The organism is Prosthecobacter sp., assembly GCF_014879935.1.
Taxonomy (GTDB): Bacteria; Verrucomicrobiota; Verrucomicrobiia; order Verrucomicrobiales; family Verrucomicrobiaceae; genus Prosthecobacter.
In genome coordinates this window covers 1-15,203 of record NZ_JACSRD010000112.1, presented here as the reverse complement: position 1 = coordinate 15,203, position 15,203 = coordinate 1, and the positions used below count along the sequence as shown (strand labels likewise).

The window sequence follows — 15,203 nt, the reverse complement described above, 5'->3', positions numbered from 1 at the left end:
GCGACGATCTCAGGAAATGAATTCTCTGCTGCCTGTGGGCGAGACAGGAATGTGGTCATCCAGCCAGCGCGATGTTTTGACGATGCACATCCAGGTAGTGAATCCCGAGGCATCGCAGCTCCCGGAGAGCACGGCTTACCTGAGGCCAGTCCTCCGCATAGATCTCCTGCCACGTCTCCAGTCGCTCCTCCCACACCTCGTCAGGGAATTCTGGCACCTCATCCAGATACGCCTGGGCAAAGTCCAGCATGAAAGGGCGGCTCACGATGGACATCTCGATGGCGTTCGATTCGTCATCGCTGCGGATGAGCTGCGGCACATGAAATCCGGCGATCTCGCTCACTCCATGCTCGCCCAGGCGCTCGTAGCAGTCTCGTTCCCTCTGGTAGCCTGCCGTCCCGGCCTGCAATTTCAGCGCCCACGAGACACGCTTGCGCTTGCCGCGCACCTTCCAGACATTACCATCAGCGCCGTCCCCGAGCCGTCCGCTCAGCTCCAGCCCTCGCCTCCAGGCGTAGGCTTCAGCATCAGGCAGCAAATCTTTCTTCCACATGGCAGCTCAAAATTCCATCGGCCACTCCTCCATCGTGCGCATGATCCTGCGCCTCGGTGGGGTGGAGGTGCCTGTGGCCCAGATGGGACCAGACTTCCTCATTTTGAAGGAAACCTTCAGCAGTTCCGCCTCGGAAGGCGTCGTCACCCTCACCGTGGATGGCGTCAGCGAGGAAATCCCGGTTCGCCTGCCTCGCGGCATTCCGGCGACCTCGAAACGCATCGAAATCGCCGAGGTGGAGGCCCTCGAACTGGCCGCCGCCTGAGCCTGCCAGATGCGGCTGGGAGGATGAGAAAGGGGCCGCGCTCCCGAAGGAGCGCGGAGAGTGCTCAGAGGCATGGAAGGCCACCCAGCAGTCAACAATCCTTCAACGGGGCCATCACCTTGAACACCGCTGACAAGCGTCATCGGTGCGGGATCATGGAAAGAACATTTCATTGTAGATTGATGGGTTTTAGGGAAGTATTGACTTTTACCGATACAGTCCCAGTTTGGATCGTCAAGCCTCGATTCCAGCCATGAATTACACCGACCTGCTTTCCACCGTCAGTAACGTTCACAGCGCTGCTCTTCGCGGCACGGCCAAGGCCGTCAATCACCTCCACGTCCTTCGCAATTGGACGGTCGGCTGCCTCATTGTTGAGTTCGAGCAGCACGGCGACGACCGGGCTGCCTATGGCGAGCGAATGCTGCGGAACCTCTGCGACGATCTTGCCGCCAAAGGCATGACCGGACTCGGACTCAGCACTCTCAAAGGTTGCCGCACTTTCTACCGCACCTATCCCCAAATGGGCCAATCAGCGATTGGCCAATTTCAAGCCCTGCTGACCCACCTTCAAAAAGGCCAATCACCGATTGGCCTTTTGACCGCCCCTGCCACTGAAGCACCGCCGCAGCCCGCCGATGCTGGAGCAGGAGCCGCCCCCACGCCCTTGCCCGCTCAGGTTCTGTTGCGGTTGTCATGGACTCATTTCCTCGAATTCATTCGCATCGACGACCCCTGGAAGCGTGCTTTCTATGAAAACGAGTGCTTGAAAGGAAATTGGGTCGTGCGTGATCTCCAGCGCCAGATCGGCTCCCTGCTCTACGAGCGCACCGGCCTTTCCACCGACAAACGGGCCGTCCTTGAGCACGCCCGCCAGCAGGCACTCGAAACACCCGGGCAAATCGCCGATCTCATCCGTGATCCCTACATTCTCGAGTTCGTCGGGCTGGCCGAAAAGCCGCACTACCTGGAGAAAGACCTCGAAACAGCTCTCCTCGATCACTTGCAGTCCTTCTTGCTCGAACTCGGCACCGGCTTCTGCTTCGAGGCCCGGCAAAAACGCGTCACCGTCGGCGACGAGCATGATTACCTCGACCTCGTCTTCTACCACCGCCTCCTCCGCTGCCATCTGCTCATCGACCTCAAAGTCCGCCCCTTCAAACATGGCGATGCGGGCCAGATGAACTTCTACCTCAACTACTGGAAGGACAACATGCTGGCCCCTGGCGATCAGCCGCCCGTCGGACTCATCCTCTGCACCGACAAGAAGCAAACCCGCGTGGACTACGCCACCGCCGGGCTGGACCAGGAACTCTTCGTCTCACGCTATCTCGTCGCCCTCCCCAAGCCCGAGGATCTGCAAGCCCTCATCGAGCGAGACACCGCCGCCTGGCTGCAAAATCAACCCTCCGAAGCCTGACTCGCCATGCCCGAAGACTTCAAAACCTTCTTCTCCGCTGCGTTCGATGACAAACGCCAGCCTTACGACTACCAAAAGCGCCTCGCCTGTGGCAAACAGCAGCAAGGCCAAAGTGAAAGCGATTGGCTCCGGTCGTCTGGTCCGTGCGAAAGCCGCCTGATCAGCGTCCCCACTGGCCTGGGCAAGACCGCTGCCGTCGTTCTTTCGTGGCTTTGGAACCGACAGCAACCCAACTCCACTTGGCCCCGCCGCCTCGTCTATTGCCTGCCCATGCGCACGCTGGTGGAGCAAACGGCGGGTGAGGCCGAGAAATGGATCACCAACCTCGCCGGCGCAGGACTCATCAGAGGCGAACATCCTAAAGTCCACATCCTCATGGGTGGCGAGGAAACCGAACCGTGGGACCTGCATCCCGAACGCGACGCCATCCTCATCGGCACCCAGGACATGCTGCTTTCTCGCGCCCTGAATCGCGGCTACGGCATGAGCCGCTACCGCTGGCCGATGCACTTCGGCTTGCTGAACAACGACTGCCTCTGGGTGCTGGATGAAACGCAACTCATGGGGCCAGGGCTGAGCACGGCATGTCAGTTAGAAGCATTTCGCCGCGAAGGGCCGGGGCTGTTCGGCTCAATGCCCGGCAGCCGCTCGGTCACTTGGTATGCCTCTGCCACGGTTAATGCAGAGCTGCTCAAAACCCGCGAGTGGCGTGATATAGAACGCCCCACCGATTTCATCTTCAATCTCAAAGATGAAAAGATCGCCACCAGCGGTCCAATCGCTCAACGATTGGGAGCCAGAAAGAAACTCGTACCAAAGCAGGACAAGAACTTTGGCAGCAAAGACAAGCAGCCAGATGCCAAGCTCATCGCAGACATTGTGAAGCATCATCGTGAAATGGTGCAAAGTTTGCAGCAAGCTCCCGCTGACATCCCCCGCCGGACACTGATCATCGTAAACACCGTGGACCGTGCAGTCCGCGTTTATGCCGCCATCAAAGCGGCGCTAGGTGAGAACCACGCCGAAGACCTGCTCCTCATGCACTCGCGTTTCCGGCCCAACGAGCGCCTTGAGCAAACTCAACGGCTGAAAGCAGCACACTCCAGCCAGATAGTGATAGCCACCCAGGTCATCGAAGCTGGCGTGGACGTTTCGAGCGCCATTCTCTGGACGGAAATCGCACCGCTGGCATCCATCGTTCAGCGTTTGGGCAGACTGAATCGCAATGGCGAGTTCAATGAACTCAACTATGACCCACAGGCTGTCGTGCTTGGCATAGAAGCTCCCGACCCCAGAGACGGAGCCAAGCGCACTAAGGAGCAAATGGCGGACGAGACGAAAACGGCCACCATTGCCCACCTCCCTTACAATTGGGAAAAGTGTCACGACGCATTCACCGCTCTCAAGTCCCTAAAAACCGACGCATCCCCACGAGGACTAGAGCGCATCCAGCCCGCTATTGAGAAGTCCATCGAGCGTTGCCCCTACTCGCTTCAGCGCCACGAGTTGCTCGACTTCTTCGACACGGATGCCAATCTTTCCTTGGGGTTCACCGATGTCTCACCCTTCGTTCGCGGCACCGATACTGACACCGACTTCCAAGTGCTCTGGCGTGAATGGGATGGCTCCAAGCCCGATCATAACTACCAACCCGATTTCCAGCGCCAGGAACTTTGCTCCGTGCCTTTCGGCAAGGTCAAGGATGCCCGCGCCATTCTCAGCAAAGGCTGGGTCTGGCGAGGCAAAGAGGCAGGCTGGATCAGCGTCAGAGACAGTGATGTGTATCCCGGCATGACCATCCTGCTTCCATCCACAGCGGGCGGCTACTCCGTGGATGCCGGTTGGACGGGGAATGAGAAAGATCAGCCTGTCTCTGATCTCTTCGAGCCCCGCCCTACAATGTCGGACGAAGACATGCTATCCAGCCTCGAAAACGGATGGCGAAGCATCTCAAAACACACACAAGAAGTGCATTCTGCCTTTGATGGCATCCTCCGAGAACTGCCTACCGATCTCCTCTTGCCTGAAGAACGTCAAGCCTGCGCTCAGGGCATCCACTGGCACGATCTCGGCAAAAACCACGCTTCATGGAGAGACGCAGCCATCAAGGCACTCAATGAGGCCAACATCGTCATTCCTTCTGAGCATCAGCCTCTTGCCAAATTTCAATTGTCGGACAGCCTCAAACTCAAAGACGTTGACGGAAACCCCAAGTTTACCGGCACTGAACTAAAGCGTGAGATCACAAAACTCCGTCGCAGCTTCAAACCAGGCATCGCCCATGAAGTCGCTTCCGCGCTAGCCTTCCGGCAGTCAGAGATAGCGAAGCACGGTCCAGGCACCGCCCGCCCCATCACCAGCCTCCTATCCGAATACCTTATCATGGCCCACCATGGTCATGTGCGGAAAGTCCTGCGCGACGAACTACCCAAGAACCACAAAGAGGCCAAAGACGCCGATTCTGTCCGAGGCATCGCTAACGGCGACACCTTGGAAGCCGTGCAAATCGGCACTGAAACCCTCGGCCCCACCACACTCTCCACCGACGGCCGCAAAATGGGCCGCGATGCCGATGGCAACGAAAGTTACACCCGTGGCGTCCTGCGACTCCTGGAACATTACGGACCCTTCCGCCTCGCCTATCTCGAGTCTCTCTTCCGTGCTGCGGACATCCGCGCATCCATTCTCGCCAAGGACACCCCAACTGCTTGAACTCCATGTCCTCACCCATTCCACTCCCTGGCTGCCGCCACGACATCCTCGGCCACTACCTCAAGGCCATGGGCATCCTCCGCGTCGTCTCGAAATGCGCCGCTCCTGAGCACCGCGATCCCGATGCCGAAGGCTGGTGGAACCCCGATGACGCAATCTTCTACCTCCGTTCGCCGAAGTATCCCACAATGGAGTCGTTGGTGGATTTCTTTGAGAAGAACTATCAGCCAACACCAGTATTTTCGCCGTGGAACACTGGCGGTGGAATGGATGAGAAGAAAATCGTCATCTTTCGCTGTGCCCCGAAGTCATGGCATGATTATTGGCAAGCCAACAAAGAGGCGCTACTAGCACACGGCTTTCCAAAACCTGAGGGAGATGGAGTTCCAGAGATGCCTGAAAAGCCTTTCGAGTTAAAGCTGGCAGAGAATGAGTTAAAACCAACAGATGACATCTCCGTCATCGTCACAATCGGGAAACAAAAGAAGCCCAAAACTACGGTCCAAATTTCATGGTCAGACGCCGCTCGTACAAAGCTATTTGGGGCAATGTCGGATCAGCGCCCAAATTTAGAGCGCTGCATCAAGTTTACCGACTCTGTGATCAAAAAGTTTATTCCAGGTAAAAGCGAATTCACTTTTGACCTCAAGGACGAATCCGCTCTCAGCAGTCTAGCTCCAATGGCCGGTGCTGAGTATTCAGTTCAGATCAAGGAATCAGGTAAAAAGGCAGTTATGGCTCTGCTGGCAAATGAGCTAGCATCGCACCCAGATGCTTTGACGTCACTTAACTTGGGGCGTGATTTCTTCGCCGACTTCCAAGCTGATGAAACAAACGGAACCGCGCTACTTGAGCAATTCAGGGATAAAGTTCCCGACTCGGCATCGCAAGCCATGGATTCTGTTTTCACAACAAGAGCGTCGGCAAGGCCCATGGACAGCCCCTTGTTCCTGAATCGAGGTAAAGCGGGAAATAGCGAAGTATTCAGAGCCTTCTGGGGCTTTTTCCTCTCTGCAAAAGTGGCTGCCGAGAACAACGTCAAAGGCTCGCTCTTTGGGTTAGCCTCAGAAGACGCTCCTCCCAAGGATGGTGCTTCACCTTTCTTCCCCGACGCATTCAAGTCATATAATATCGGTTCAGGGTGGGTCCAGTCAGATTACCCAATCTATCCGCTTGATTACGTTCTCGCTGTTGAAGGAGCCTTCGCCATGCGGGGAGGGGCGTCCCGCACGCTCGGGGCCAACTCCAAGCGATTCGCGGCTTTCCCTTTCGTCTTCGATTCTGCCGAAGAAATGGTGGATGATGAGAATACAATAACGGGCACCAGTTCCTCCCTGTGGTTTCCGCTCTGGGATCGCAAAACCACCTTCGACGAACTCGCCAGCTTCATCACCGACGCTCAAGCGCGGCTTTCAGGCAAGGAAGCCCGGTTTTCGGCAGAATTCGTCCGGGCGATGAACTCTCAAGGAGTGGATGCTGGTTTCGCAGGGTGGCAGGAGTTCCGCTTCAGAATGAAAGGCAGTAAAGTCCCTTGGATTACAACCGGACGCTACATCGCTGCCAGTAACAACAAAGCCGCTACTCAGCTAAACCGCGCCCTCTCGCCATTGGATGAGAGCTGTTTTATTGATCAGTTTGATTTTAGCCGAAATAAGAAAACTGGGGAAATCGAAAAGGATGGCCCCCACACTGTTCGGGCCGAGATCAATGCCGCAATGGAGACAGCGGCCCTCGATCCCACAGCGCATCATTGCATGGCCTTGCTGGAGTCGATTTTCAAAGCCAGCCGCCAGCTAGCCATCTCCAAAACCTTTCGTGCGAAGGTGCATGGTATAGGTACTTTCTTCGACAAACTGCCCATTAATGATTGGCATGAGCTTTTGAAGGATCTGGAGGCAATTCCCGAGTTCCGCGTTGCTCGTGCTATCGCATCCATCCCTGGGTTGATGCTTCAACATGATCAAAAGCGGAACTCCAAAGTTCAGCCCATGCTCGGCTCTTTGCTACCACTCGCCTACAGTTTTGGACGTTGGCAACTGGAAGAAAAAAGCTACCAAGCCGTCTGGACGGGCACGGATCTCTGCCACGACCTCACCGTCGTGCTCCAGCGGCGTTACATGGACTCGCTCAAAGACGACCAACCCGCCTTGCGTGGCGTGCATCAGGCACGGCTGTCGGATGTGATGGCCTTTCTGAATCATGAGCTGGATGATCACCTCATCGCCCGCTGGATCGAAGCGCTCAGTCTCATCGGCTGGCACTTCGAGAAGAAGGCCGATGGCAGAGATGATGATGGTGAAGCGGAGACAGCTAAAGCTCTTGCAGCAGCCGATGCCGCGCCGCTCGATCTTGCCGAAGACGGTGAATCCAAGACGTCACCCGCCATACCCTTAGCCTACGCTGCCTTGCGCACCCTGCTGGAGTTGGAGTGTGAGTGGCAGAGACAGAACCGAAGTGCATGGAAAAAACGCCGCAGCCAGCAGCCGATCTCCCATCTCTGCCAACGCTCCGCCAGCAGCCTGCCCGTGGCCGTGAGCGAGGCGCTACGCTGGATCGGCATCTGGGGTGTTCAGAATCCCTGGGGAGCCGAATCCCGCCAGGAAAAGGAAATTCTCAGCGGGCGCTACGTCATCCGTCTCGACCCCACCGACCTGAATTTCACTGACACTCTCGTCGATCCCGCCCGCCTCGCCGCCGCCGTCTGCATCCCCCTTGCCTGGGAAGATCAGTGGCAACTCCGCCGGGCGATCACCCTGCCTTTCTCTGCCTAAATCTCACCTCAACTCCAACAAACACATCCGTCATGTCCAACACCACCGAACCCACAACACAGCCAGCACCTGCACTGCCCTTCACCTTCGGAGGCTTTACCGTTCCCGCAGGCTGCCGCCGCATCCTCATTACTGCTGAACTGGAACCCTCCAACGAAGGCTCCCTCATTCAGCCCACCGGCTTCCCCGACCTCGGTCCCGTTCTATATCCAGACCCCAGCGGCAAAAACGGACTCATCTGCCTCATCGAATCCGAAGCCTCCATGGCGAACCGCTTGGAAGAAGTGTGTTTTGATAACAAATACATCGGCAGCTTGAAGCCCACCTTTGCAGGCTTGCCTTACTTGAAAGCAGAAACCAAAAAGGAATTCACCACAGCATCAACCATCGACGGTCACCGCTTTGCTTCTGATTTCCTTGCGAAAGGAAAAGCAAACTTCACTCAAGGTGGTGGTGAAACCACCCTTGCTGACCACATCAAGACAACGTTGGCAATGACTGACGGGGGCAAGTCCATGCCCGTGGCAAACATCCCAAATGTCTTCCCTCTGGTCATGAGTCTCGACCCGATGTCACTGATTCACGGCTTCCAGATTTCTAACGAGCAAATCAAGTTCGTTGGCCTCCGTTTACCTCGCGCTCTCAGCGCCTCCATCGTTGGTTTTGACTGCAATCGAGTCACTGTCCCAGGGATCAAATTCAGTCAAAACGATGTCGAGAGTGCGTCAGGCCAAGCCATCTTCCAGAAAGCCCGCATCACCGCCAAGAAGATCGAAGTCAGATTTTCTATTGATGTCGGACTGCTGGCCTCACTTCGTCTCGATAGCGTGGGAGAGAATGATCAGCCCGGCCCACATCAGTCCGCGAGACTCCAACTGCTGCTTGCCATCGCCCTCTGGAAAGTCGCCACCTTCCTTGATCTGCTCAAACATGAGTTGAGTCTGCGGACAGAGTGCAAGTTGCGGATCAAGCGGGATGACGCCGGTGACGAGGTCTCTCCAAAATACTCCATTGAGGGCACGGCCTCATCAAAGGGTGACTTCGGCTATGCTGCAATCGCCTCAGTGTCTCTTGTCGGCACTGATGGAGTCATCCCCAACGCTCATCTTCCTACTGGCCGCTCGCCGCTCACCCTCCAGTTCTAAGCGGCCATGACCACAATCCAGATCAAACTCTACTGGGATCGCTACCACGCGCATCCGTGGGGGCAAAACCCAGGAAGGGTTAAGGAGGCTGAATGGCCTCCCAGCCCTTGGCGACTGCTCCGTTCTCTTGCCTCAGCTTGGTTCCGCTCTCATCCTGGCATGGCTCATTCCGAGGAGTTGAGAGCACTCATAGAGGCACTCGGGAAACGCCTCCCGCTCATCGGCATTGGCAAAGTCAGCTTCTCCCAGACGGTTCACTATCAGCCTAACTACGGCAAAGGGGACAAAGCGACGGCGAGCTACGGAACCACGCGTCACGAAAACCACTTCGCTGCTACTTCACTGCCAATTTGCTTCCGCTGGGGTGCTTTGACTTTGGATGACACGCAGAAAGCTCTTCTGACGACGTTGCTGGAACACGTCTCCTATTTTGGCAGGGCAGACTCCATCTGCGAAGCCACGCTTCAGCCTGACAACTGGCCCGAACCCAAAGAGTTTGGTTGGTGCAAGCCCTGTCTCTCAGAAGGCGACGAGCCGCATCGACGCATCGCCCCAAATTGTCGTGACGTTTTTTGCCCTGATCCATCAAGCTTTCAACTCACCGACCTTTGGCAGCGCAGAACCTCCGACACCCAAGTGGAGAACGCGCCCATTCATCTCGTGAACCAAATGCTCGCCACCGACATGCAGGTGGATGGCGGCTGCCTCGTGTCCTACGAAATGCCGGAGGGCTGGCCGCAGAAGTGGGTGGTGAAAACTCCCCGCACCGAAAAGAAGCCCAGCAAGCCAGCACCATCGGATGGTCCGAAAGTTGCCCGCTACCTGCGCTTCTCCCTGCAATGCCGTGTGCCTATCGCCCCGAAGTTCACTGTCACTTTGGCAGAGCTGTTTCGAGCCGCAGCCAATCATCATCTCTGCAAAGTCCACGGCAACGGCTCTCAAAGTCCGGCTCTGCTCGGCAAGGATACCAACGGCCCACTCGAAGGCCACCAGCACGCTTTTTACCTGCCGATGGCGCAAGATGACTCGCAACCAGGAATGCTAACAGACCTGCACCTTTGGTGCCCGATGGGCCTCACCCGTGCCGAGGTGGATGTCCTGCTTCGCATCCGCCAGCTCAGTTGGGGCAAGGGGCGCTTCCCGGTGAATCCTGTCCTCATCGCAATGGGCCAAGAGCCGCCCCCTGACGTCAAGCTCGCCACGGGTGATTGTGCCACACAACCGCTTCGCAGCCGCGTTTGGCAGAGCACCACCCCCTTCATCCCGCCGGGCCACTTCTTTCGTGGTGACAAATCCAATCCGAAGGCCAAAGCCAACGCCACACCGGAGCTTCAACTTGCCAAGGCTTTGAGGGAAGTCGGAGTCGGCACCCCGGTCGTGATCCAGCGGCTATCGGCGCTTCAGCATTCCTCGGTACCGACAACAAGCACGGATGAGATCCCACTCATGCCAGCTTGGGACATCGTCCGTGCCCCGGAGGGCGATGACCTCTCCGCGTTGCCATTCGACCAAGCCATTGAGGTTGCCGCACACCAAAACAGCAGCGACTCAATGAAGGCTCACCAGCGCCGCATCGGCTTCTTCATGCAGCTAACCTTTGACGAACCCGTAACACTTCCCATGCCAGCCCTAGGCCACAGCTCCCACTTCGGCCTCGGCCTCTTCGTCCCCGTCGATCATGCCTGAATCCTCCACCGCCGCCTACCCTTACCTGGAGGAAGCCTTGCCGGGGTTTCATCGGGGGCGGGTGTGGGTGAAGGCGCGAGTTTTGTTTCAACTCTTGAACATTCACCTCCAGCACCGCATACTCCATGAGTCATGACGTGGACCCAGAACATCGCCCAGTGGCGGAGTCTTCCGGCGGAGCGCAAGCTTCAAATCCGGCGGGAGGCGATTGCTCTGGATGTGGCGCAGAGCATGGCCTTCGAGCGGGAGCCGGTGGACATCGAGCTGATTCGAGAGACACTCGCGACACACGCCCGGAAAATGCCACCCGGTTCATCGAAACCCGGCTCGGAACCCTGAGCTATGCCGAGCTGGCACCGCTGCTGGCGGAACGTGTGGCCTTGCTGGAGCTGGAGCTGTTTGAGCATGAGTGTTTCGCGGAAGCAGCGCTGGATGAGCACTTGGTGAAGGACATTCACCGGGGCATCGCGGGTGACTTGATGCCAGACTGGGCCGGGCGCTGGCGTGACATCGAAGTGACGGTGGGCAGGCTTTCCCCTCCTGCGCCGTGGCAGTTGGCCACGCTGATGCGGGACTATGGGCTGGATCTCCAGGCGCGCTGGGCAGGCGCGGTTTCCGGTGATCCGGGGCTGCTGCTGGAGTTTCTCGCCTTTGCCGAGGGCAGGTTTCTCACCGTGCATCCCTTCCGGGACTTCAATGGGCGGACGATTCGTGTGTTCCTGCTGGAACTGCTGCGCCGCCTGGACCTGCCACGGGTGGAACTGGCCCCGCAAACCGAGGAGGGCCGGGCCGCCTACTTCGCAGCGCTGGAAGCGGCGGACCGCCAGGACTGGCAGCCTTTGATGCAAGTCTGGGAGTGCCGTCTCAGCCAGGCCTGAGCGAAGGAGACGTCACCGATGAATGCTGAACCTGAACCTCCGAACTCCGCCGCCTACCCTTACCTGGAGGAAGCCTTGCCGGGGTTTCATCGGGGGCGGGTGTTGGTGAAGGCGGCGGGAGATTCGCTGGCAGGGCTGGGCTTCATCGGCACGAAGTTTGATTTTTACCGCTTCGCGAACCGGCTGCGGCTGGCGGCCTGTTTTGGCGGGCTCAGGTGGATCTCAGATTTGAAATTTGAAATTTCAGATCCGCTGATGCCTGCATCCGCCACATCTTTGCCCACGGGCATCTGACTGCGAACCCAGTGGAATATCTCAGATTTGAAATTTGAGATCTGAAATCTCGTCAGAGGCCAAGTGAATTTGAGATTTGAAATCGAAGATCACAGATTATCCTTAATTATGACCTACAAGCGATTTGAGGACGTGCCCGTGTGGCAGGACGCCATTCGTTTGGCGGAGATGGCCGAGGATTTTTTATTGGAGGCAGGCGCTCGCGTCACTCGCGGAAAACACGATCAGCTAGATCGTTGCTCGCTATCGGTGAGCAACAACATCGCCGAGGGTTTCGAGCGAGGGACAACGAAGGAGCTGCTGGCCTATCTCTACATCGCACGCGGTTCTGCCGGAGAAGTGCGTAGCATGATGCGCTTTTTTGACCGACGCCCCGCTTTGACTCACTACAAGCCACAGATTTCAAACATCCTAGCCCTCTCGGAGTCTTGCAGCCGTCAGATTCGCGCATGGGCAGACGCCTTGCAGAAGAGCGACATCAAGGGCCAGAGACATCTCATCTCGACGACCAAGCCTACCCGCAAGCCAACAGGCTCAGCATCCCGCTGAAATTTGAAATCTTCAATCTGAAATCCATGCACTCCCGCTCCGCCCGCGCGATGGTCCCACCCGACCGGGTGCGCTGGGAGGACTTCCTCATCCCGGAGCCGCTGCCGGTGCCGGCGGATCATCCCGAGCTGGACCTCTGGGGCATCACACGGGTGCGGAGAGAAAATGAGGCCGAGGATGCCCCGACGATCTCAAATCTCAGATCACTGATCTCAGATTCCTCATCTGAAATTTCAAATCTCAAATCTGAAATCTCCTCAGCACCAGGCTCCCCATCTGAAATCTCCAATCTCAAATCTGAAATCTCAGCAGAGCCTCTGCGTGCCCGGATGCTCAACGAGTTCGTGTATTGCCCGCGCCTGTTTTACTATGAGCAGGTGGAGGGTGTCTTCGTGAGCAACGCGGACACGGAGCGCGGCTCTGCCATTCATGAGAAGGTGGATCGCGGCAAAGGAGCGCTGCCGAAGGCCCGGCGTAGGTCGGGCGTCCCGCCTGACACGAGTGACGCAGGCATCCTGCCTGCGGATAGGGGAATGGTGGAAGGTCCGGGCCACGCTACAACTGACCACGCCTTTGCAGGCGCGGCTACATCCGACCTCGCCGACCTGAAAACGCACGCGCCAGAGGAGAGCACGCCCAAGGAAGAGACGATCCACTCCCGCTCCGCCATGCTCAGCTCCACACGCCTGGGCGTGGTGGCGAAGATGGACCTGATCGAAGTGAAGATGACCGCACGCAGTGCCGAGGATCTCTTTGCCAGTCGTGAGGTGCAAAGCGTGACGCCGGTGGACTACAAAGCCGGTGCGCCGAAGGTCGGCCTGGAGTCGAACGAGCTGTGGGATGCGGACAAGATGCAGCTCGGTCTGCAAATCCTCATCCTGCGGGACAACGGCTACACCTGCGATGAAGGTGTCATTTACTACCGCGCCACGAAACAGCGCGTGCCCCTGCGCATGACGCCGGAGCTGGAGGCGTGGATCATCGCCCAGATCGCCGAGGCCCGCGAACTGGCCGCATCGCCAACGATCCCGCCGCCGCTGGTGAACAGTCCCAAGTGCGTCCGCTGCTCCCTTGCGCCTGTTTGTCTGCCGGACGAGACACGGATGCTGGCGGGTAGGACGGGCATTCTGCCTGTCACGAGTGAAGCGGGTATCCTGCCCGCTGTGTCCGAAGCAAAGGCGGGCAAAATGCCCGCCACACCGGCGACAGGTGGGACACCTGTCCCACGTCGCCTGATCGCCGCACGCGATGACGAGCGAGCGCTCTACCTGAACACGCAGGGGCATCGCGTGGGCATCAAGTCCGAGCGACTCGTCATCAAGGATGGTGACAGCGTGATTGACGAAATTCGCCTGAACGATGTGACGCATGTGGCGCTGTTTGGGAACATCCAGCTCAGCACGCAGGCCGTGCAGGAACTTTGCGAGCAGGAAATCCCTGTGGCCTACTTCAGCATGGGCGGCTGGTTTTATGGTCTGACTCGCGGGCATGGCCTGAAGAACGTACACACGCGCATCCAGCAGTTCGCGGTGGCATCGAACCCGCTGCAATGCCTGGCGGTGGCGCAGAAGATCGTGCAGGCGAAGATCCGCAACCACCGCACGATGCTCATGCGCCTGCACACGCAGCCGCCGAGTGCCGCCGTGGTGGGCCTGAAAGAGATCGCCGGACGCGTGTCGAATGCTCGTGGGCTGGACGAGTTGCTCGGTATGGAAGGCGCGGCGGCGGCGCTCTACTTCCAGCACTTCGCCGGGATGATCAAAGTGGGCGAGGACGACCTGGAGGATGAAATCCCCGGCCTGGAGACAAACTCGAAGACGCAAGAGCGGCGGAAGGCGGAGACGGAGGCCTTCACCTTTGACTTCACGCATCGCAAACGCCGCCCGCCGACTGATCCGGTGAACGCGTTGCTATCGCTCGCCTACAGCCTGTTGGCGAAGGATTGCACCATCGCCGCTCTGGCGGTGGGCTTTGATCCCTATGTGGGCTTTTACCACCAGCCGAGACACGGCAGGCCCGCGCTGGCGCTCGATCTCATGGAGGAATTTCGCCCACTGGTCGCCGAAAGCGCCGTGCTGACCGCGATCAACAATCGCATGGTCACGCCGGGTCACTTTGTCCGCGCCGGAGAGGCCGTGAACCTGACGCCGCACGGACGGAAGGCCTTTTTTCATGCCTACGAGCAACGCATGAACGCGTTGATCACGCACCCGGTCTTCGATTACAAGGTGAGCTACCGCCGTGTGCTGGAACTGCAGGCCCGCCTGCTCGCCCGCTGGCTGACCGGTGAAATCCCTGACTATGTGCCCATGGTGACGCGGTAGTCCGATGGCTGATTTGAAATCTCAAATTTGGAATCTCGTGTCCGACCGCTCCACTCTGATCAGCGCCCGCCACACCTACCTGGTGTGTTACGACATCGCGAACGACAAGCGGCTGAAGAAGGTCTTCAAGGTGTGCAAAAACCACGGCACCCATCTCCAATTTTCCGTCTTTGAGTGCGACCTCACCCCGCGTGAGCTGACCGTGCTCCAGCGTGAACTGAAGGCGCTCATCAAACAGGACGAGGATCAAGTCCTCTTCGTCTCCCTCGGCCCCGCCGAGGGGCGCGGCGACCGGGTGATCTCCTCGCTCGGGCTGCCTTACTCGCGGTTTGATGCGCCCTGCTACGTGGTGTAGAACACCCACGTCTTGGTTTTCGATCTTTCACATCTCCAAATCATTCATCGCGAGCGCCCCGGTGGCGCTTCCAGCCCCCGGACGCGCTCGCGCCTTGAAAATGAAGGCAATGGCCCACAATCCCGCTCGCCCCTCTGTGCCGGCAGACTCAATCCTCCCAACCGCTCGCCAAGTGCGGATGGAAGCCTTGATTCTGCAAGCACACAGGAGCGACACTCTCCGCCGCTCATGAGCGGCGGCCCCGTTGAAGC

Annotated in this window: 14 protein-coding genes; 13 read left to right on the top strand and 1 reads right to left on the bottom strand. The window is 58.2% G+C overall.

The features are described from left to right. Window positions 1–55: 55 nt before the first annotated feature. The gene (locus tag IAE77_RS07730) at window positions 56–553 is read right to left on the bottom strand and encodes a hypothetical protein (protein WP_294224263.1); all 498 of its coding nucleotides are present in this window, start codon (window positions 551–553) and stop codon (window positions 56–58) included. Here IAE77_RS07730 and IAE77_RS07725 point away from each other — a divergent pair. From IAE77_RS07725 to cas2, 13 genes are all read left to right on the top strand, one after another. After that, window positions 552–818: a hypothetical protein gene (locus tag IAE77_RS07725; RefSeq protein ID WP_294224260.1), complete on the top strand. Its 267-nt coding sequence runs from the start codon at window positions 552–554 to the stop codon at window positions 816–818. The genes IAE77_RS07730 and IAE77_RS07725 overlap by 2 nt on opposite strands. A gap of 253 nt (window positions 819–1,071) precedes the next feature. Beyond that, window positions 1,072–2,238: a PDDEXK nuclease domain-containing protein gene (locus IAE77_RS07720; RefSeq protein ID WP_294224257.1), complete on the top strand. Its 1,167-nt coding sequence runs from the start codon at window positions 1,072–1,074 to the stop codon at window positions 2,236–2,238. A 6-nt stretch (window positions 2,239–2,244) separates the two neighbouring features. Further along, window positions 2,245–4,950, top strand: a complete 2,706-nt coding sequence (locus IAE77_RS07715) for a DEAD/DEAH box helicase (RefSeq protein WP_294224252.1) — start codon at window positions 2,245–2,247, stop codon at window positions 4,948–4,950. A 5-nt stretch (window positions 4,951–4,955) separates the two neighbouring features. After that, window positions 4,956–7,721: a type I-U CRISPR-associated protein Csx17 gene (csx17, locus tag IAE77_RS07710; protein ID WP_294224249.1), complete on the top strand. Its 2,766-nt coding sequence runs from the start codon at window positions 4,956–4,958 to the stop codon at window positions 7,719–7,721. 32 nt (window positions 7,722–7,753) lie between these two features. Further along, window positions 7,754–8,866 (top strand): type I-U CRISPR-associated protein Cas7, encoded by a 1,113-nt coding sequence (locus tag IAE77_RS07705; protein WP_294224247.1) that lies wholly within the window; start codon window positions 7,754–7,756, stop codon window positions 8,864–8,866. Between the two features lie 6 nt (window positions 8,867–8,872). Continuing rightward, window positions 8,873–10,552, top strand: coding sequence for a type I-U CRISPR-associated protein Csb2 (gene csb2, locus IAE77_RS07700; RefSeq protein WP_294224245.1), 1,680 nt, complete (start codon window positions 8,873–8,875; stop codon window positions 10,550–10,552). Continuing rightward, window positions 10,545–10,688 carry a hypothetical protein gene (locus IAE77_RS07695; RefSeq protein ID WP_294224242.1) on the top strand — a complete coding sequence of 48 codons (144 nt, stop codon included), beginning with the start codon at window positions 10,545–10,547 and terminating at the stop codon, window positions 10,686–10,688. Before csb2 ends, IAE77_RS07695 begins: the two co-directional genes overlap by 8 nt. Continuing rightward, the gene (locus IAE77_RS07690) at window positions 10,685–10,891 is read left to right on the top strand and encodes a hypothetical protein (RefSeq protein ID WP_294224236.1); all 207 of its coding nucleotides are present in this window, start codon (window positions 10,685–10,687) and stop codon (window positions 10,889–10,891) included. The genes IAE77_RS07695 and IAE77_RS07690 overlap by 4 nt, the downstream gene beginning before the upstream one ends. Window positions 10,892–10,932: 41 nt before the next feature. After that, on the top strand, window positions 10,933–11,430 hold the full coding sequence (locus tag IAE77_RS07685) for a Fic family protein (RefSeq protein WP_294224233.1): 498 nt from the start codon (window positions 10,933–10,935) through the stop codon (window positions 11,428–11,430). Window positions 11,431–11,448: 18 nt separating this feature from the next. Next, on the top strand, window positions 11,449–11,724 hold the full coding sequence (locus IAE77_RS07680; RefSeq protein WP_294224230.1) for a hypothetical protein: 276 nt from the start codon (window positions 11,449–11,451) through the stop codon (window positions 11,722–11,724). Between the two features lie 108 nt (window positions 11,725–11,832). Further along, entirely contained in the window at window positions 11,833–12,273 is a 441-nt protein-coding gene (locus tag IAE77_RS07675; RefSeq protein WP_294224228.1) for a four helix bundle protein, read from the top strand. 26 nt (window positions 12,274–12,299) lie between these two features. After that, window positions 12,300–14,597 carry a CRISPR-associated endonuclease Cas1 gene (gene cas1, locus IAE77_RS07670; protein ID WP_294224224.1) on the top strand — a complete coding sequence of 766 codons (2,298 nt, stop codon included), beginning with the start codon at window positions 12,300–12,302 and terminating at the stop codon, window positions 14,595–14,597. 37 nt (window positions 14,598–14,634) lie between these two features. Next, window positions 14,635–14,952 carry a CRISPR-associated endonuclease Cas2 gene (gene cas2, locus IAE77_RS07665; protein WP_294224222.1) on the top strand — a complete coding sequence of 106 codons (318 nt, stop codon included), beginning with the start codon at window positions 14,635–14,637 and terminating at the stop codon, window positions 14,950–14,952. Window positions 14,953–15,203: the final 251 nt, after the last annotated feature.